The organism is Limnothrix sp. FACHB-406 (genome assembly GCF_014698235.1).
Lineage (GTDB): Bacteria > Cyanobacteriota > Cyanobacteriia > CACIAM-69d > CACIAM-69d > CACIAM-69d.
The window spans coordinates 45,885-64,820 of record NZ_JACJSP010000004.1; the positions used below are offsets into that span (position 1 = coordinate 45,885).

The 18,936-nt window shown below is 50.5% G+C and carries 11 protein-coding genes; 7 read left to right on the forward strand and 4 right to left on the reverse strand.

The features are described 5' to 3' along the window. Nucleotides 1-55: 55 nt before the first annotated feature. The 3 genes from panB to H6G53_RS05385 all read right to left on the reverse strand — a co-directional run bounded on the left by panB (nt 56) and on the right by H6G53_RS05385 (nt 3,165). Complete coding sequence (panB, locus tag H6G53_RS05375) at nt 56-877, reverse strand: 3-methyl-2-oxobutanoate hydroxymethyltransferase (protein WP_190531353.1); 822 nt, start codon at nt 875-877, stop codon at nt 56-58. 224 nt (nt 878-1,101) lie between these two features. Continuing rightward, a complete protein-coding gene (locus H6G53_RS05380; protein WP_190531355.1) occupies nt 1,102-2,076 on the reverse strand; it encodes a hypothetical protein in 975 nt (324 codons plus the stop codon). Continuing rightward, entirely contained in the window at nt 2,077-3,165 is a 1,089-nt protein-coding gene (locus H6G53_RS05385) for a D-alanine--D-alanine ligase family protein (protein WP_190526189.1), read from the reverse strand. A 1,010-nt stretch (nt 3,166-4,175) separates the two neighbouring features. On the opposite strand from H6G53_RS05385, the gene H6G53_RS05390 reads away from it, so the two are divergent. Continuing rightward, nucleotides 4,176-6,035, forward strand: a complete 1,860-nt coding sequence (locus tag H6G53_RS05390) for a sensor histidine kinase (protein WP_190531357.1) — start codon at nt 4,176-4,178, stop codon at nt 6,033-6,035. A 691-nt stretch (nt 6,036-6,726) separates the two neighbouring features. Continuing rightward, nucleotides 6,727-7,560: a ribonuclease III gene (gene rnc / locus H6G53_RS05395; protein WP_234407052.1), complete on the forward strand. Its 834-nt coding sequence runs from the start codon at nt 6,727-6,729 to the stop codon at nt 7,558-7,560. 117 nt (nt 7,561-7,677) lie between these two features. On the opposite strand, the gene miaB is transcribed toward rnc, so the two are convergent. After that, on the reverse strand, nt 7,678-9,033 hold the full coding sequence (miaB, locus tag H6G53_RS05400) for a tRNA (N6-isopentenyl adenosine(37)-C2)-methylthiotransferase MiaB (protein WP_190531359.1): 1,356 nt from the start codon (nt 9,031-9,033) through the stop codon (nt 7,678-7,680). A 253-nt stretch (nt 9,034-9,286) separates the two neighbouring features. Here miaB and H6G53_RS05405 point away from each other — a divergent pair, with 253 nt between their 5' ends. The 5 genes from H6G53_RS05405 to H6G53_RS05425 all read left to right on the forward strand — a co-directional run bounded on the left by H6G53_RS05405 (nt 9,287) and on the right by H6G53_RS05425 (nt 18,658). Beyond that, nucleotides 9,287-10,834: an ABC transporter substrate-binding protein gene (locus H6G53_RS05405; RefSeq protein ID WP_190531362.1), complete on the forward strand. Its 1,548-nt coding sequence runs from the start codon at nt 9,287-9,289 to the stop codon at nt 10,832-10,834. A gap of 18 nt (nt 10,835-10,852) precedes the next feature. After that, nucleotides 10,853-13,171 (forward strand): ATP-binding protein, encoded by a 2,319-nt coding sequence (locus tag H6G53_RS05410; protein WP_190531364.1) that lies wholly within the window; start codon nt 10,853-10,855, stop codon nt 13,169-13,171. A gap of 156 nt (nt 13,172-13,327) precedes the next feature. After that, nucleotides 13,328-14,752, forward strand: coding sequence for an ABC transporter substrate-binding protein (locus tag H6G53_RS05415; RefSeq protein WP_190531366.1), 1,425 nt, complete (start codon nt 13,328-13,330; stop codon nt 14,750-14,752). After that, nucleotides 14,749-17,382, forward strand: a complete 2,634-nt coding sequence (locus tag H6G53_RS05420; RefSeq protein WP_199309134.1) for a hybrid sensor histidine kinase/response regulator — start codon at nt 14,749-14,751, stop codon at nt 17,380-17,382. The genes H6G53_RS05415 and H6G53_RS05420 overlap by 4 nt, the downstream gene beginning before the upstream one ends. After that, nucleotides 17,372-18,658 carry a sensor histidine kinase gene (locus tag H6G53_RS05425; protein ID WP_190531368.1) on the forward strand — a complete coding sequence of 429 codons (1,287 nt, stop codon included), beginning with the start codon at nt 17,372-17,374 and terminating at the stop codon, nt 18,656-18,658. Before H6G53_RS05420 ends, H6G53_RS05425 begins: the two co-directional genes overlap by 11 nt. The last annotated feature ends 278 nt before the right edge of the window (nt 18,659-18,936 follow it).

Here is an 18,936-nt window from a genome sequence, read left to right on the forward strand (position 1 = left end):
CTGGGCCTGATGGGGTGATGTGGGCCCCAATCAGCAGCCAAGGAGGAGACGCGAATCAGGAGCCGATCGACTGGTGAGTCTGGGCAGCGGCTGGTAGGGGAGCCGGTGGAAATTGTCCCGATCGCACCTCTTGGCAGTAGGTTTCCGCCGCCGCAATCACCGCTGCTCCCAAATCCGCGTAGGTTTTGGCAAAAGGCGGGGTTTGGTCGCTCAAACCCAACAGGTCGGCGGTCACCAGCACTTGGCCATCGCAGGCATTGCCCGCCCCGATGCCAATGGTGGGAATGGTGAGTTCTCGGGTAATGCGCTCGGCCAGGGTGGCGGGCACATGCTCCAAAACAATGGCAAACGCACCGGCCGCTTCTAGGGCGAGGGCTTCGGCCAGGATCCGATCGCCCTCAGCGGGGCTGCGGCCCTGTTGTCGATAACCCAGTTGATTCACCGATTGGGGGGTGAGGCCCACGTGGCCCATGACGGGAATGCCCGATCGCACCAACCGAGCCACGGTGGCGGCCATTTCGGGATAGCCCCCTTCGAGCTTCACGGCCTGTGCCCCGGTTTCCTTCAGAATCCGACCGGCGGAGGCGATGGCTTCTGCCTCACTGGCTTGGTAGGTCAAGAAGGGTAAATCCACCACCACCAAAGCGCTCTCCACCCCACGGGCAACGGCGGCCGCGTGGTGAATCATTTGGTCGAGGGTCAGGGGCAGGGTGGTTTTGTAGCCCAGAGCCACCATGGCCAGGGAGTCGCCTACCAGCAGCAGATCAACCCCCGCGCGATCGAGCAGACGGGCCCACAGCCAATCCCAGGCCGTGAGAGCCGCGATCGGGCGACCCTGTTGTTTCCATTGCTGTAGCTGTTGAATGCGCAAGGCCAAATTCAGTTCTCCTGTTGCCCGATCGCAACGGTTTGGTTCGCAACCCTGGACATTGCCTGATTCTTGGTCTAGACCGAAATTCTGTGTAGACCGAAATTCTGTGTAGACCGAAATTCAACCACAAAATTCAACCCCAAAGGCCATCAAGCTGATGGATGGGGGAGTTTAGACTTTGCCGGTCGATCGCCCGACTCGCTCTCTAGCGCTTAATTTGCATGAGCGCCCTAGGGCCGGCGACCCATTTGTTGCAAGCGCACCCAAGCACCCAGGCTACAGAGCACCACCACCCCGGCGAATAGTCCCAACGGTGGGCCCGATCGCTGCGGTCGCACCATGGGCTGCAATTCTCCGAAGCCATTGGCCGGAGCGTTGGCGGTGGTGGAATTTTGCTGAAAACGGCGCTCACTATCGGTGGGCAGGAGAGACGGCGCGGGGCTGGGGCTGGCGGTGTTCCCGATCGCCCCTGAAACCTCTGGGTTTTGCCCCACTTGCAACGGAATCACTTCCGCTGGGCGATCCATCTTCAGCAAGCGGACGATCGCCACGCCGCCCACCAGCCAAAACAAAGCCCAAAACACAAATAGCCCAATCAAAACCCGCCCCCGCAACAGGCGTTCCAAAGCGGTCACCACCGTTGGCATTTGGGCCAGCCAGGCCGGTGACGGCCGACGACGACGCGATCGACCGATCGGGGCGAGGGCCGTTGAGGTGGCCCCGGTTCCGTCACTCGATCGTCCGGGCCGACGATGGCGCGATCGCCCGCGATTTCCGAAGGTAGGATTGGGCTGGGCTGAATCCTGGTCGGCGGATCTAGATTGACTAGGTTGATCAGTGGGGTCTAGTCCAGTGCGATCCAGTCCAGCGCGGTCTAGTCCAATGCGACCTATGGAGATCGATCGAGGGCGCTTTGCACCAATGATCGAGCCGCTGCGATCAGGATCGCCGGGCTGGGGCAGCGCCTCTGCTCTGGGTGCTGGTTCAGGCTTTGGGGCCGGTGTGGGCAGCGGTTGGGGCGATCGCGGCAACGGAGCCGATAGCGGCGGTGGCGGCCCATAGCGCGGCAACGGAGCGGGCGCGGCCGGCGGCATCGGGCGCGGCGGCAAGGCAGGCAACTGGGGCGATCCTCGCTTCAGGGCCGCATCAAAAGGATTCGATTCCCCATCCGGTAAAGAAGATGATCGCGATGCTCCAGCCGTCATTTACTGCGCCCCTTGTGCCACGGTATGACGTTCAATTGCTAGCGTTACCAATCGGTGTACTAATTCCGGAAAGGGAATTCCGGTCGCTTCCCACAATTGGGGATACATGCTGGTGGCGGTGAAACCCGGCAGCGTGTTGATCTCGTTCAAAAAGATTTCGCCCGTGGCTTCCACATAGAAAAAATCAACCCGCGCTAACCCAGCACAATCGAGGGCTAAAAAAGCCTCCTTGGCCATGGTTTGCAGGCGATCGACCACCGGGGCGGGCAAGGCTGCCGGAATCACCAAATCCGCCGCCCCGTCGGAATATTTGGTGTCGTAGTCATAAAACTCGCTCTCGAAGGTGATTTCCCCAATCACCGAGGCGATCGGCTGATCATTGCCCAGCACGGCGCACTCCACCTCCCGTGGTTTGCCCCCCGCCGCCGCTTCCACAATGATTCGTCGATCGAAACTGGCTGCACTGTCCAGGGCCGCTTCCAACTCAGCACGCGATCGGGCCTTGGCAATGCCCACGGAGGATCCGAGATTCGCCGGTTTCACAAAGCAGGGATAGCCCAAATCTGCTTCAAGCTGATCGCAAAGCTTCGGAAACACGCAAGGATTTGACCAAACTTCCGATCGAGTCACCAATCGATAGGCCACTTGCGGCAAACCCGCCTGGGCAAACAGCATTTTCATGGCGATCTTGTCCATGCCCGCTGCGGATCCCAGCACCCCCGACCCAACCCAGGGAACCTGCATCAGTTGCAACAGCCCTTGGACTGACCCATCTTCCCCATTAGGCCCGTGCAGCGTCGGAAACCACACATCCACCGTGCTGGCCTCGGGCGGAAATTGCCAGAGCGCCGCGCGATCGACGGGGCGATCGTCACTCGGCAACGGTTGCCCCGACTCCAAAACCCCTTGGGCCACCGCTGGCCCTTGCCAAAGTCCATCCTTTTGCAAATAGAACGGCAACACCTGATAGCGATCGCGATTGCTGTCTGCTTGCAGGGCCCGAGCCGCGGCCGCGGCCGATCGAATCGACACCTCATGCTCGCCCGATCGCCCACCAAACAACAGTCCAATACGCAGGGGATTGCTCATGTTGCCAATCGTTCCATTCACCCAAATCAAGACCCGTTTGCCAGCAATGGTCAACGTAGCTACCAGTTAATCACAGGTTGCTAAGAGTTGTGTCTAGGTTGTGCCTAGCCCGCCATTCCCTGGCCATCCACCCCCAAGGGCATCAGGGCCTGTTGTCAGATCGTCCAAAACCCTGATTCCAACCTTAGTGGATCAGCGAAGACAAGGGGCTTAAGCCCCTTGCTATGGCGGTTGAGGCATCGAAAATCAACCGTTTTCACCTGATTTCAGGAAATAACGACAGGCCTTACCCCCGATCGACCTCTGTGCCAAGATTTTTTAGCGAAATCCTCCAAAAAGCCCGCCTTTCCTAGGTTTGATGTAAATTTTCCTCTATCTTCCCTAGATTTTTACACTTGGCGAGTAAAGTCAAATACAACAACCCTAAACGCATTGCTAAATCTTGGTTTTTGCGGAATCGTCACTGCCCAGTCCGCTTCAATTCATTCACCCAATTCACTTGATTCACTTGATTCACTAATTTACCCAAATTGAATCACTTGAGTTGATTTGAATCGATTGGCATCCATTTGAATCGGTCTATGCTGATGAACCCCACTTGATAAAATTGCTTTGGCTCTAAATCTGGGCAAAAATTCTCGGCAGAAATCATCAGCCAAACAATCTTTGGTTGCTAATCTTTGATTGTCAATCTTTGAATGGTGATTGTGGTCATGAATTGACGAATTTGGATTTCAGATCTGAATTTCAATTTCCTCAAAAAATCCCCGCCTGAATTGCCCCACCGAGCGATCGCCCAAATCATCGCCCCAACCATAGTGACCATTAATCCATAATTTTTCAATTTCTCGAAAATGAAGCTTAATCAAGACTGAAATTAGCCTGAAAAATTGATCCAACTCCGTTGAGCCTTCAGGATCAATTGAGCCAGCTTTTCTCAGTGAAGTTTCATGAGTCATGTTTCCCATTGTGCCAGTCGTGCTTCACTCTCCTTGCAGGACTGATTCTCCATGATCGCCAAGTCTCGTACCGTGCTGCAATCATCCCCTCCACAGGATCCTTGGTCGCGTCCCCAATCGGCTGCCCGAGGAAATTGGTCACGGCGTTTGGCAGACCTCACGATCGGGAAATATCAACGACTCTTGAATCATTTTTCGCGCGATTGGAGTATTGCACGGAAAGTGTGTTGGGCTTCTGGAACAGCAATTTTTACAGCCATTTTGGGAACCAGTGTTGGCCTATTTGTGGGCAACCGCTATGCCGTCCAAACAGTGGCGGAAATTCGGGCTGCTGATATTCGCCAAGAGGAATTAGCGCACTTTGCAGACGACTGGATGGTCATTCTCAATTACCCATTCGAGTCTTTGTACTTGTTGCGATATCCATCACAATTCCAAGATCGCCAACGACAACACCTCGATAAATTGGCGGAGTTGCGCCGAGAGTTGGTGGAATTCTCGGTCACTATGAAAGACAAAGAAGATGGAATCGATGCGGCTCAGTGGCAACAATTAATGAATCGCCTGAATGAGTCGATGCGCCACTATCAGCGCTTTGCTTCTCCCCTGTTACAGTCATTGACCCTTCGGCCGGGATACACGACTCAGGAATATGAGGTGGCCCATCAGACTCTGGTGAATTTTCTGGTGAGCGATTCCTATCGATCGTTCTATTTAGAACTGAACAGCATTCACCAGGAACTTTTGACTGTTGCGGAAAAAGTAGAAGAACAGGAAAATATTGGCACTGACCAACTACAGGAAATTCGACAAATTCAAGCGCTGATTGTGGGTGGCAGTCTGTTCGTGAGTTTGCTGTTGGGAATTTTTCTGTCGTTAATGGCCGGCAAAACGATCACAACACCCCTGTTGGAGCTGACTGAAACAGTTCAAAAAGTTACCACAGAGAACAACTTAAAATTAAGGGCATCGATTACCCAAGAGGATAGAACCACTGCTGATTTATCCATGGCGTTTAATCAATTGGTTGAATGGGCCGATTTATATATGAGCGAGCTACACCAGGCTCAAAGTCGCCTCGTCCATTCGGAAAAAATGTCTAGCCTAGGCAAAATGGTGGCAGGCATTGCCCATGAAATTAATAATCCAGCGGGTTTTGTTTATAGCAATCTCTACCATGCCAAGAACTATGCCCAGGAGTTGCAAGCCCTAGTGGCGCTTTATCAAGAAGCCTATCCCAACCCTCCCCAACATTTGCAAGAGGCGATTCAAGAAAGCGATTTGGAATTCATTCAAGGTGATTTAGATCGCGTGTTTTCTTCGATGGAAGTGGGCACTGGTCGGATTCGCGATATTGTGAAATCCCTGCGAGTGTTTTCGCGGCTGGACGAGGCGGAATTCAAAACAATTGATTTGCATGAGTCGATCGAGAGTGCCCTCACGATTTTGGGCTATCGATTGCGGGAGCAGAATGAACGTCCGGAAATTCAAATTGTTCGTGATTATGGCCCTGTTCCCCCGATCGACTGTTTTGCAGGACAACTCAATCAAGCGTTGATGCATTTGCTGACCAATGCGATCGATGCCTTGGATGAGCGTGATCGATCACGAAGCTACCAAGAATGCCTCAATCAACCGAGTCAAATTCGGATCGCCACAGCCCTGTCCGACTCTGAGCACCTCACCATCACGATCGCGGATAATGGCCCCGGAATTCCCGAAGCCATTCAACCCAAATTATTCGATCCGTTCTTCACCACCAAGCCCGTGGGCATGGGAACGGGCTTGGGGCTAAGCATTACCTATCAAATTGTGGTGGAACATCATCGGGGACAACTGATCTGTCGATCGACCCTCAATCGAGGAACGGAAATCCTTGTGGTGTTACCGATCCATCGCGCCAATTCCTAGCACTAATCTGTCCTCCTAGAGGATGTCTGAAAAGCCAAAGTTGCTGCTCTGGATACCCCAGCAATCGACATAGACAAGGGGCTGAAACTCCTTGCCCCTAAAATAATTGGCGCTTCTATTGACGCTTCTACTAATGCTTGTGTCGATGCCTGGCCCGCACTAAAAGATACTTCTCAGACATCCTCTTAGATGGAGGAGCAAGAGTCCTTTGGGCGATCGCGTGCCAATTTGATATCTGTCACTCATGATCAAGGGGCTTGATGAAACCTTTAAAAAGCCCCCAATGCTTTGGCCTGCAACTATTCGAGCGCGGTAAACTACCCTTAGAGCGGGTTTGAATTGAAGAATTGTCTTCCCGAGTTTTTTACGATTGATCGATACGGTATTAACCATATAAGACAATCTCTACTCATAATCTGCCAAACCCAATAGGGGTTTAAGCTCTGCTCCAGTTTCGGTAAAGGTTTGATATGCAAGAACGCCAACAGTCGCCAAAGTCCTGAGGTTCGCAGCCCACATAGCTAGCAACTCGGCTGAGATTCAAGATCAGACGCTGCGCCGTAGTTGTGATTGCATTGGGTGGCTGGCGCTCCCAACTTTAGTTGTCCTGTTGTTGTGCCTCTTGCCTATTTAGGATCACTGGCCCATTGCCAATGCCCAAAGTCTCCCAATCCAAGGACTCAACGCCGTTATGACCGCCTTTGCTCAACAGCCGTCTGGTTCCGAACGCCCTAGGGTGGTTACCTGGCCGCGACCTGCCAAATCCCTTGCTGTTCAGGAGTCGATCGCCCAAACGTCGCTGATGCCCCACTTGGTGCCGGAGCTGCCTCGGTTTAACTGCCAAAGCCTGTTGATTCAGGCCCTCACCCATCGATCGCTCGTGCGGGAAAATCCACGGCTGGGTGAGGATAACGAGCGACTGGAATTTTTGGGTGATGCAATTTTGACCTTTGTTAGTGGGGCTTATTTGTATCGCCGCTTTCCCGATTTGGGCGAGGACGAAATGACCCGGCGGCGATCAGCCCTCGTTGACGAAAAGCAACTGGCTCAGTTTGCGATCGCCCTGAATTTGGGTCAGCAACTGCGCATGAGCCGAGGGGTTGAGCAGATGGGAGGTCGCCATAATCCCAACCTACTCAGCAGCGCTTTTGAAGCTCTGGTCGGGGCCTACTATCTCGATCAACATGGGGATGTGGAGATTGTTCGCCCCTTTGTGGAAGCCTTGTTTGACGCAGTGCCGATCGAAGAACTCCAGGCGCGATCGAGCCTTGATGTGAAAAATCAACTGCAAGAATGGGCCCACAAATGCGGTCTTTCCTTGCCGAAATACAACACCCAAAAGATTGCCGGACAGGATCACAATCCCCTCTTTTCCTGCCAAGTTTCGTTGGGGTCTCGAATTTTAGGAACCGGTCAAGGCCGCTCCAAAAAAGAAGCCGAAAAATCCGCCGCCGCCGCTGCCCTGGAAACCCTCAACCAGAAGGCCACCAGCAGCACGAACGCGCCGCGAGCGGCCTTGGCCTAACGGGCTTAACTAGCTTTGGCGAACTAATTTGGGCGAACTAATGTGGGCTGTATTCCCAGGGAATTCGCACCTCAGGGCGATCGCCGCCCAATATGAACCCAATATGAATAGGTTGTCTTAGCAAAGAGCGGGCAACAAAGCCTCACCGGTCAAACTGAAGGCTCGTACCTCCGTAATTTTGACGGGGACAATTTTGCCGCGCAGTTCTGCAAAATCTCCCGCAAAGAAGGTCAATCGATTGCCATCGGTGCGGCCCATCACCTGGCTCGGATTCTTCGGGTTCACATCTTCCACCAACACATATTCCGTGCGGCCAAAATAGCGCTGCGATCGCTCCGCCGCCTTAACCGACACCAGATGGTTCAACCGTTGCAGGCGATCGCTCTTGGTTTCCTCGTCCAACTGGTTGTCCCACAGGGCCGCAGGCGTGCCCGGCCGAGGCGAATAGGCCGCCGTATTGAGCTGATCAAAGCCAATATCCTCAACCAGCTTCAGGGTGTTTTGAAATTGCTCCTCCGTTTCGCCAGGAAAACCAACGATCGCATCGGCGCTAATCGACGCATCGGGCATATAGCGGCGAATCGTGTCAGTAATTTGCCGGTAGCGCTCGTGGGTGTAGCCGCGCGACATGGCTTTCAGCACCTCGTTATCGCCCGATTGGAACGGGATATGGAAATGCTTGCAAACCTTTGGCAGCTCGGCGCAAGTGCGAATCAGTCGCTCCGTGAAGTAGCGCGGGTGGCTGGTGGCAAAGCGCAACCGCTCAATGCCTGCCACGTCATGCACTTCCCGCAGCAAGTCCGTGAAGTTGTACTTATGCCGTCCGTCGGGCAAGCTTCCGGGCAAGTCGCGCCCGTAAGCGTCAATGTTTTGACCCAGCAAGGTCACTTCCTTGTAGCCCTGGCGACCCAACTCCTCCATTTCCCGGCGAATTTCCTCGGGATAGCGCGATTGCTCCACGCCACGCACCCCGGGGACGACGCAATAGGTGCAGCGCTCGTTGCAACCGTAAATCACGTTCACCCAAGCCGTAATTTGGCTATCCCGGCGGGGCTTGGTGATGTCTTCCATGATGTGGACGGGTTCCGTGGCCACCACCTGGCTGCCGTTGAACACCTGCTCCAGCAAGTCTTCCAGGCGATTGGCGTGCTGCGGCCCCATGATCAAGTCCACTTCGGGCACGCGCCGCAACAGTTGCTCGCCTTCCTGTTGGGCCACGCAGCCGGCCACCACGATTGTCAGGTCGGGGTTGGTTTGTTTGCGCTTGGCCTGCCGCCCGAGGTAGGAATAGACCTTTTGTTCGGCGTTGTCGCGAATTGTGCAGGTGTTGTAGAGAATCAGATCCGCTTCTTCGGGTTCTTCAGTCCAAGCAAAGCCCATGGTGTCGAGGATGCCGGCCATCCGCTCGGAGTCGGCCTTGTTCATCTGACAGCCGAAGGTGGTGATGTGGTAGCGGCGGGGTTGGTTGCTCATGGCTCTGGCGGGGCGATCGAGACTCTTTATTCTAGAGCAGGATGTTTCGATTCAACCGTCGTTGATCTGGGCTTTGGTTGGATGGTTCTCAAAACGCGAACTATGATTGACTTATGATTTTGCCAACTCTGTATCTTAATGACAACGTGATGTAATTCAAGTCAATGCCTGCGCCCCAACACCAACTGCGTCAAAAAAGGTGTTGATTTATGCAGAGTTTGTCTAAAAAGTACCAGTAACCTTTTTTGAAACCATGAAAATTCTGAACAAAAAAGATAGTGCCATTCTCTCTGCTTCAATCACAGCTTTTTTCCTGTTCTTCAATATGGTGAGTTGCCATCAGGGTAAATCTGTGCCTGAAACAACGCCAGCTAAAAATCCAGTAGATAGTTCAAAAAACCAGCAAAGATTTGACGGGATTAACATCACAGTTGCGACTATGGATAGACCAATTGGGGTAGGGGTTGAGCGCCGAACTCGTGAGTTTGAAAAACTCACAGGTGCCAAGGTCAATATAGTCACATTTCCTCAGAAAGAAGTTTTTCCATCTATGCAACGGGAGTTTTTGAATAAAACCAACCAGTATGATGTCGTTGTTTTCTCACCCCAATGGATGGCGGATTTTGTAGTGCCGGGATATCTGGAAAATTTAACAACTCGCGTTAAGGCCGATAGCCAACTGCAATGGGATGATATTGCGCCCTTTTTTCGAGATTTTACAGCCACCTATCAAGGGCAGATTTACGCTGTTCCGATAGATGGTGATTTTCAGATGATATACTATCGCACAGATATATTAGAAAAAGCAGGGATTTCCCCCCCGCAGACATGGGATGATTATATTGCTATTGCCAAAAAACTTCACGGACAAGACCTCAATGCTGATGGTCAAGCAGACTATGGTTCTTGCATGGCTAAACAGCCAAACCACGTCAGTCATCAGATGCTGTGGTCGGTAGTGTCTCCATTTCTCCAAAGCAAAGGAACAAAGGAAGGAGCATTTTTTGATCCCGAAACAATGAAGCCATTAGTAAATAATGCCGCCTTTTCTAAAGCCTTGGATATCTATAAAGAAACGACCAAATATGCGCCACCCAAAGAATTGACTTTGAACCTAGATGGAGCAAGAAAATTATTCTTGGATGGACGTTGTGCGATGACTGTAGATTGGGGCGACGTTGGTACATTAGCGATCGATCCAACTCTCTCGAAAATACTGGATAAAGTTGGCGCATCGATCTTGCCGGGTAGCAAAAAAGTACTCGATCGCAAAACAGGCAAACTAGTAGCCTGCGATAAATTTACTTGTCCCTACGCGATCGATGGCGTTAATCACGCACCCTATGGGGCAGTAGGTGGATGGGTTGGCGGGATTAATGCCACAGCCCAACCGAAAGTTAAAGATGCTGGCTATGCTTTGATTTCCTACATCAGTCAGCCCACCCAATCGAATGTTGACGTAACGATTGGCATTACTGGTTTTAATCCTTACCGAGTATCGCAATTTACCAATCGCGAAACCTGGTTAAAGGCAGGTATGAAAGAAGCCGCAGTTAGTAAATACTTGGGTGGGATTTCTGTAAGTTTAAAAAATCCCAACATGGTCTTAGATCTGCGTGTACCGGAAAGCGCTCTCTATCAGCGAGAAATTTTGGATGCTGCACTGACAAATTTTCTCGCAGGCAAGTCAAATCGTCAGGAAACGATGCGGAAAATCGAGCGAAAGTGGGAGGAAATTACAAATCAAACGGGTCGAGACTCTCAATTAAAAGCTTACCGAGCAAGTTTAGGAATTGAGTAATTGTCAGGAGTAAAGTCTATGTTGCACTGGAATCTGAGCACGAAAGTGATTGCTGCTTACTCAGGCTTAATTGCCCTGATGACTGGTGTGCTCACCACGACTCTTTATTGGCAGTTTAGCACCGCCCAGCAGCAAGCAATGCGCGATCGCCTATTGGACATACTCAGTCTAACAGTACCAGGAATTGACAGCGACTATCATTCGCTCACTTTAACCCCGAATGATACGGATAAACCTTATTACACAATTAATCTTACGACGCTTAAAACTGTTCAAGCAACTACCAAAGAAATCACTCGTATTTATACTCTTCGTCCGCAAGATAATGGTCAATTTACAGTTGTCTTAAATTACGCTCCCACATCAAAATCGTTGATATCAGTAGGCGATCGTCTAGTGAATTTGACTCCAATTCTCCTATCACAAGGAGCGCCTCTCTCTCAACCCAAAGTTGAGAAGGAGTTTTTGAGTAATGAGGATGGAAAGCTCGTATTGCATGGGTACGCACCCATCAAAGATCAATTCGGTCGATTAGAGGGAATTTTAGCAATTGAATTAGATGCCAGTTCGATCATGCGAACCCAAATGATAGGGGGTACGATTGCGCTGGGCATTTTCTTGATAATCCTAGCACTCACAGTTGCCATCGTTCGCTGGTTGGCGCGCTCGCTAATTGTGAATCGAACTCTGCGCCTAAATGCAGCCGCCAAACAAATTGCAGCCGGGGAATGGCATCAATCTCTAGTGGTTGATAGTGAAGATGAATTGGGAGAATTAGCCAAGTCTTTCAATTACATGGCGCAACAGCTACAAAACTCATTTACAGAACTCGAAGAATATTCGCAAAAACTAGAACAAAAAGTCAATGAACGAACTGTAGAACTAGAGCAAGCCAAATTATTGGCGGATTCTGCTAACCAAGCTAAGAGCGAATTTCTTGCCAATATGAGCCATGAATTGCGGACACCGCTCAACGGCGTGTTGGGCTATGCCCAAATTTTGGGGCGTTCCAAAGCCTTGCCCGATAAAGAGCGGCATGGGGTTAACATCATCCATCAATGTGGTTCCCATCTGCTGACCCTAATTAATGACATTTTGGATCTGTCCAAAATTGAAGCCCGCAAACTAGAACTGGCCCCAACGGCAGTGCACTTACCCTCCTTGATCCAAAGCGTGGTGGAAATGTGCAAGATTCGGGCTGAGCAAAAAGGCATTGAGTTTGTCTATCAGCCTAGTTCTCGGTTGCCCGATGGCGTTGCCACTGATGAAAAGCGGTTGCGCCAGGTGCTGATTAATTTGTTAGGCAACGCCATTAAGTTTACGGATCACGGAACAGTGACACTGCGGGTTGATGTGTTGCATTGCTCCGAGACCCAGGCATCCTTAATCGTTCAGGTTATTGATACGGGGGTGGGGATTGCTGAAGCAGACTGCACCAAACTATTTCAGGCCTTTGAGCAGGTGGGCGATCGCCACAAGCAATCTGAGGGCACCGGTCTGGGTTTGGCGATTAGTCAGCGGATTGTGCAGTTGATGGGGGGGCAGATCCAAGTCAAGAGTCAATTGGGTGTGGGCAGTGAGTTTTTCTTTACGCTCGACCTACGATTAGTGGAAGACTGGGCTAAACAGCAAGGGGGACTAGAAGGGAGCGATCGCATTGTGGGCTATACCGGCGATCGGCGAACGATCCTGATTGTGGACGATCGCTGGGAGAACCGGGCGGTCTTGCTGAACCTCTTAGAACCACTAGGCTTTAGGGTGATCGAAGCCCAAAACGGACGGGAGGGATTATCCTGCCTCCAATCTGAACAGCCCGATCTCGTGGTGACCGATCTATCAATGCCCGTGATGGATGGGTTTGAGTTCTTAAAGCAGATCCGAACCAGCACCCAGTTTCACCAGACTAAAGTGATTGTCTCCTCGGCCTCAGTCGCTCAGTTGGATCAAGACATGGCACTCAAGAGTGGGGGTGACGACTTCCTAGGCAAGCCTGTCGATGCCCAGGCATTGTTTGAGCTATTGTCTGCGCATTTGAATGTGGCGTGGATCTACGAACCCCCAACTGATGCTTTAGATCAGGTGGAAGTTAGCACCACTGATTGGATTGCGCCCCCCTACGAGACTCTATCAGCATTGTTGGTCTTAGCTCGACAAGCTAACATCAAAACCCTACGTGAACAGTTGGAGCATTTAGTCCATACCGATCAACGGTATACCTCCTTTGCTGAACCGCTGCTTCAGCTTGCCCAGCAGTTTCAGGCTGAAGAAATTGAGGACTTGCTACAACAATATTTAGAAAATCGGGTAGTACCTCAAAAGACTCAGTTGAAAGGTTGATTAGCATAGCTCAATATCTCTTAAATTAAGACCTAATGAGCTTGATAGTCCTCAATCAGTCAACTATAATGACCCTCTAGACTCATAAATTATGATAGTAAATATCGTCGTTTATCCACTCAATTTTCAAACGCTATTTGCCTGAGACCGGTTGTCATGCTTAACCGACGCCACTTCACTCGACTCTCTCTATTTAGCTTGGGGTTGGGATTAGCAAACTGTACGACCCCTACCAAAAAGTCCCCCAGTAACTCGGTTAAATCTCGCTTCGATGCCGATCTAACCATTTGGTGGGAACAGGGTTTTTTACCAGAAGAGAACGAGAGAGTTACTCAGATTGTTCGAGGGTGGGAGAAGCTCTCTGGTTTGACCGTGAACTTGAAGCTATTACCTGTAGATCTCATTGATCAGCAACTTTCTCAGTTGGTAACTGAACCGGGCAACCCCCATATTCCTGATATTGTTTATTCCGTTGGACTTGATACCAACCTGGCACCGAAATTGGCATGGCAGGATCAATTATTCGATCTATCAGAGGTAATTCTACCCATTAAAGACCGCTACACCCCCGTTGCCCTTTTCCATGTGAACTACCGAAACCAGGTGCGAGGGGAACGGGGCTACTATGCCCTTCCCTTGTGGCAGGCAGAAGACTACATCCACTACTGGGGAAACTTAGTAGAAACAATTGGTTTCAGCCCAGCCGATGTGCCAATGACCTGGGAACCTTTTTGGAAGTTTTGGCAAACGGCACAAACCCAGTTGCGATCGCGCGGCTATCCCGACATTTATGGCATAGGGTTATGCATGTCATCCATTGGGTTCGACACCTATACCTCATTGATGATGTTTCTCGATGCCTACAATGTCGAAGTCGTCACCCCTGAGGGGGAATTTTCACTCGAAGATCCCCAAAATCGGCAGCGGATGATTGCCGCCCTAGACGAATTCACTCGCTTTTTCACAGAGGGTTATGTCCCTCCTAGCGCCTTGGAATGGACTGGAGGAGGTAACAATAGCAGTTTCATCGATGGGGACATTTTAATGACACAAAATCTCACCCTCTCGATTCCACTAACACAACAATTACCTGCCAGCCAATACAACCAAGATGCAGCTAGACGGTATCAGCAAATTGTTACGATCGAGCGGCCTCAAAAGCCAGATGGCACCAACTTGTTAACGCGCAAGGGCATCAAACAAGCCATTGTGCCGAAAGCCTGTCCACACCCAGAAACGGCCAAAAATTTCCTAGCTTATTTAGTTGAACCCAAAAATATTAATCAGTTGATCACAGGCTTTAAGGGGCGAGTCATGCCTGTGATGCCCCAGTTGTTTGAGAACTCCCTCTGGAGCAATACTTCTGATCCTCATCTGGCAGCAGCCTTAAAGATTTACAATCGCCCCAGTTTGATTCCCTACGAAGTCACCCACCCTGCTTTCAGTGAAGTGCAAAGTCAACAACTCTGGGCAAAAACTGTTCTCAAGGTTTTGCAAGACAAGGACTCTACCACTGAAGCTAGTGATTGGGTGATTAATCAGATCAAAACCATTTGGACTAAGTGGGAGCAATCCATATGAAACGTTGGCTCAATCAAAGCCTACTAACCCAGTTAGTCAGCTACTTTTCATTACTGTCGATTGTCACCATCAGTGCTGTTGCAATCAGTTCATACTTTCAAGCGCAGGACTCGTTAGAGACAGAAGTTGTTAATCAACTCACAGTCGCTGCACAGCTCAAAACCTCTCAGTTGAACAAATGGGTTAAAGACCAATTGCGCGACATTTCATGGCTCAGTCAAGACAGTAAAATTCAAACAGCGATTAATACTTTGCTGACGACCGAGCCAGCCCAGCCGGCCTATCAAGCAGCCCGCCAAGCACTGAACCGATATATTGCTGAGTTGACCGCGATTAAACCCAATTTGCGCAGCATTCGGATCACCCGCAACAGTGGATTTGTGGTCTTTGCTTCCGATGACCCAACCCTCGAAGGTAGATACCGCCCCCTGGGCGATCCAGCAACCTACTTTACCCGCGATCGCCTAAATGTAGTGGTTCCCCATTTTTACATTTCTCCCAAGACGCAAAAGACAGCCATTACTGTTGCAACACCGATGATGGACAGTCAGGGTGAGCGGATGGCCGCCCTCGTCGTTGATTTAGATCTAGAAGAAGTGGATAGGCTAATTCGCGACAATACAGGTTTGGGCAAGACCGCAGAAACCTACCTGGTAGGTCGCGCCAAAGGCAAAACAGTTTTTATCTCGAAGCAAACCCCATCAGTAAACGCGAGTGCTGCACCCAACACTGAAAGCATCACTAGCGAAGGCATTGAATATGCGATCAACCAACAAAGTGGCTTTGGTCGCTATAGCAATTATCAAGGGGTGCCCGTGGTCGGCGTTTATCGTTGGCTACCTGAGCAAAATTTGGCCCTCATCGCTGAAATTAGCCAAGCCCAAGCCTTCTTACCGGCTCAACAATTGGCCAGAAATATTCTGTTGATTGGGTTTCTGTCTTCTGGGGTACTTTTGATTGCGGTTTATCTCCTATCCCGACGCATTACCCGTCCAATTTTGGCAATTGGCAATGCAGCCACCCATCTGGCTGCCGGGGATTTAACCCAAACCGTGCCTGTGCTCACAGAGGATGAAGTGGGTAAGCTCGCTCAAACGTTTAATCAAATGGCGGGCCAGCTTAAGGCATCGTTTAGCACCTTGGAGCACCGTGTGGCAGAGCGCACTGCTGAACTGGCCCAGGCGAAGGAGCAAGCTGATGCGGCAAACCAGGCCAAGAGTGACTTTTTGGCCAACATGAGCCATGAATTGCGCACTCCATTAAACGGAATTTTGGGCTATGCCCAGATTCTTGGGCGTTCCAAAGCCTTGCCCGATAAAGAGCGGCGGGGGGTCAAAATTATTCACCAATGTGGTTCCCATCTGCTGACCCTAATTAATGACATTTTGGATCTGTCCAAAATTGAAGCCCGCAAACTAGAACTGGCCCCAACGGCAGTGCACTTACCCTCCTTGATCCAAAGCGTGGTGGAAATGTGCAAGATTCGGGCTGAGCAAAAAGGCATTGAGTTTGTCTATCAACCCAGTTCTCGGTTGCCCGATGGCGTTGCCACTGATGAAAAGCGGTTGCGCCAGGTGCTGATTAATTTGTTAGGCAACGCCATTAAGTTTACGGATCACGGAACAGTAACACTGCGGGTTGATGTGTTGCATTGCTCCGAGACCCAGGCATCCTTAATCGTTCAGGTTATTGATACGGGGGTGGGGATTGCTGAAGCAGACTGCACCAAACTATTTCAGGCTTTTGAGCAGGTAGGCGATCGCCACAAGCAATCTGAGGGCACCGGTCTGGGTTTGGCGATTAGTCAGCGGATTGTGCAGTTGATGGGAGGGCAGATCCAAGTCAAGAGTCAATTTGGTGTGGGCAGTGAGTTTTTCTTTACGCTCGACCTACGATTAGTAGAAGACTGGGCTAAGCAGCAAGGGGGACTAGAGGGGAGCGATCGCATTGTGGGCTATGCCGGCGATCGGCGAACGATCCTGATTGTGGACGATCGCTGGGAGAACCGGGCGGTCTTGCTGAACCTCTTAGAACCACTAGGCTTTAGGGTGATCGAAGCCCAAAACGGACGGGAGGGATTGTCCTGCCTCCAATCTGAACAGCCCGATCTCGTGGTGACCGATCTATCAATGCCTGTGATGGATGGGTTTGAGTTCTTAAAACAGATCCGAACCAGCAACCAGTTTCACCAGACTAAAGTGATTGTCTCCTCGGCCTCAGTCGCTCAGTTGGATCAAGACATGGCACTCAAGAGTGGGGGTGACGACTTCCTAGGCAAGCCTGTCGATGCCCAGGCATTGTTTGAGCTATTGTCTGCGCATTTGAATGTGGCGTGGATCTACGAACCCCCAACTGATGTTTCAGATCAGGTGGAAGTTAGCACCACTGATTGGGTTGCGCCCCCCTACGAAACCCTATCAGCCTTGTTGGTCTTAGCTCGACAAGCTGACATCAAAACCCTACGTGAACAGTTGGAGCATTTAGTCCGTACCGATCAACGGTATACCTCCTTTACTGAACCGCTGCTTCAGCTTGCCCAGCAGTTTCAGGCTGAAGAAATTGAGGACTTGCTGCAACAATATTTAGCAGATTTAGAGAATGTTGATGGGGGAGTAGTTCATGTCAGATAGTATCAAAATTCTCGTGGTGGATGATACGCCCGCCAATCTAGAAGTGGTTACTGAAACCCTGTCCTTGGCAGGATATGCCACCTCCACAGCTATCAGTGGTGAGCGCGCCCTCAAGCGACTGCAAACCTACATCCCCGACTTAATTTTGCTAGATGTGCAAATGCCGGGGATGGATGGATTTGAAACCTGTCAGCAGTTGAAGGCGAATCCGGTGACTGCTCATATCCCCGTGATTTTCATGACTGCTCTAACGGATATAGATAGCAAAGTCAAAGGGTTTTCGCTGGGGGCTGTCGATTACATCACCAAACCGTTTCAAGAAGCAGAGCTGTTGGCACGGGTGAATACCCATCTGCAACTCAGTTCTTTAACCAAACAGCTTGAACGTCGGGTTGAAGAGCGAACTGCTGAGTTGCAATTAACCCTAGACCAACTGTCGCGATCGCAATTGCAACTCATCCAGGCTGAAAAAATGGCTGCCTTGGGTAATCTGGTGGCTGGAGTTGCCCATGAAATCAACAATCCGATTGGGTTCCTCAGTGGCAGCATCCGCCATACCAAGGACTATGCAGAAGCCTTGCTGGAGCATCTGAGTCTATACCAGCAACAGTATCCCCAGGCTGTTCCGCTGATTCAAGAGCATGCCGATGATATTGATTTGGAATTCTTGAGCGAGGATTTTCCAAAAGTACTGGCCTCGATGAAGAAGGCTACGGAGTGGATTACATCCATCAGTAACAACCTCAGAACATTTTCTCGGGCTGATGTAGCATCCAAAGTCAGAGCCGACCTACATGAAGGTCTTGACAGTACCTTAATGATTTTGAAATATCGCCTGAAAGCCAACGAATTTCGACCTGCGATCGAGGTCATTAAAGACTATGGGGATATTCCAGTAATTAATTGTTGCCCGGGACAACTGAATCAGGTGTTTATGAATATTTTGGCGAATGCGATCGATATGTTTGATGACATGGCTCAAGGACAGTCTTTCGATCAACTAACAGCTCACCCCCAAGAGATTACGATTCGGACAACTGCCGATGCAAACCAAGTACAGATTCAGATTTCTGATAATGGTAAAGGTATGACAGAAGAGGTAAGGGAGCGAATTTTTGACCATTTATTTACGACGAAAGACGTCGATAAAGGGACGGGATTGGGTCTGACGATCGCCCGTCAAATTGTGATCGACAAACATAGCGGCAGCCTAGAGGTGCAGTCTACCCCAGGCGAAGGCACTGAGTTCTGTATTCGACTGCCGATCGCGGACTGAGCAGACAATTCTGCATAATTTGCATAAACAGTTGCGGATAGACTCAATGCGGCAAGGCAGTACAATAAATAGTTGTATCGGCGGCATAAAGATTGTTGCAGAAGATGCTAAAGTTAGCCGCCACTGCGAAACGCAATCATTCAATCTATAATCACCCTTTCCATCTTTCTATCAGTGCGATACTTCTAAGAAAAAAGCACAACAGCTAGCTGAATTCTTTGGGTTGCCCTACACAGTCTCTCTCTAATTCTTATCTGAATCATAGGAAGCAAGGGGTT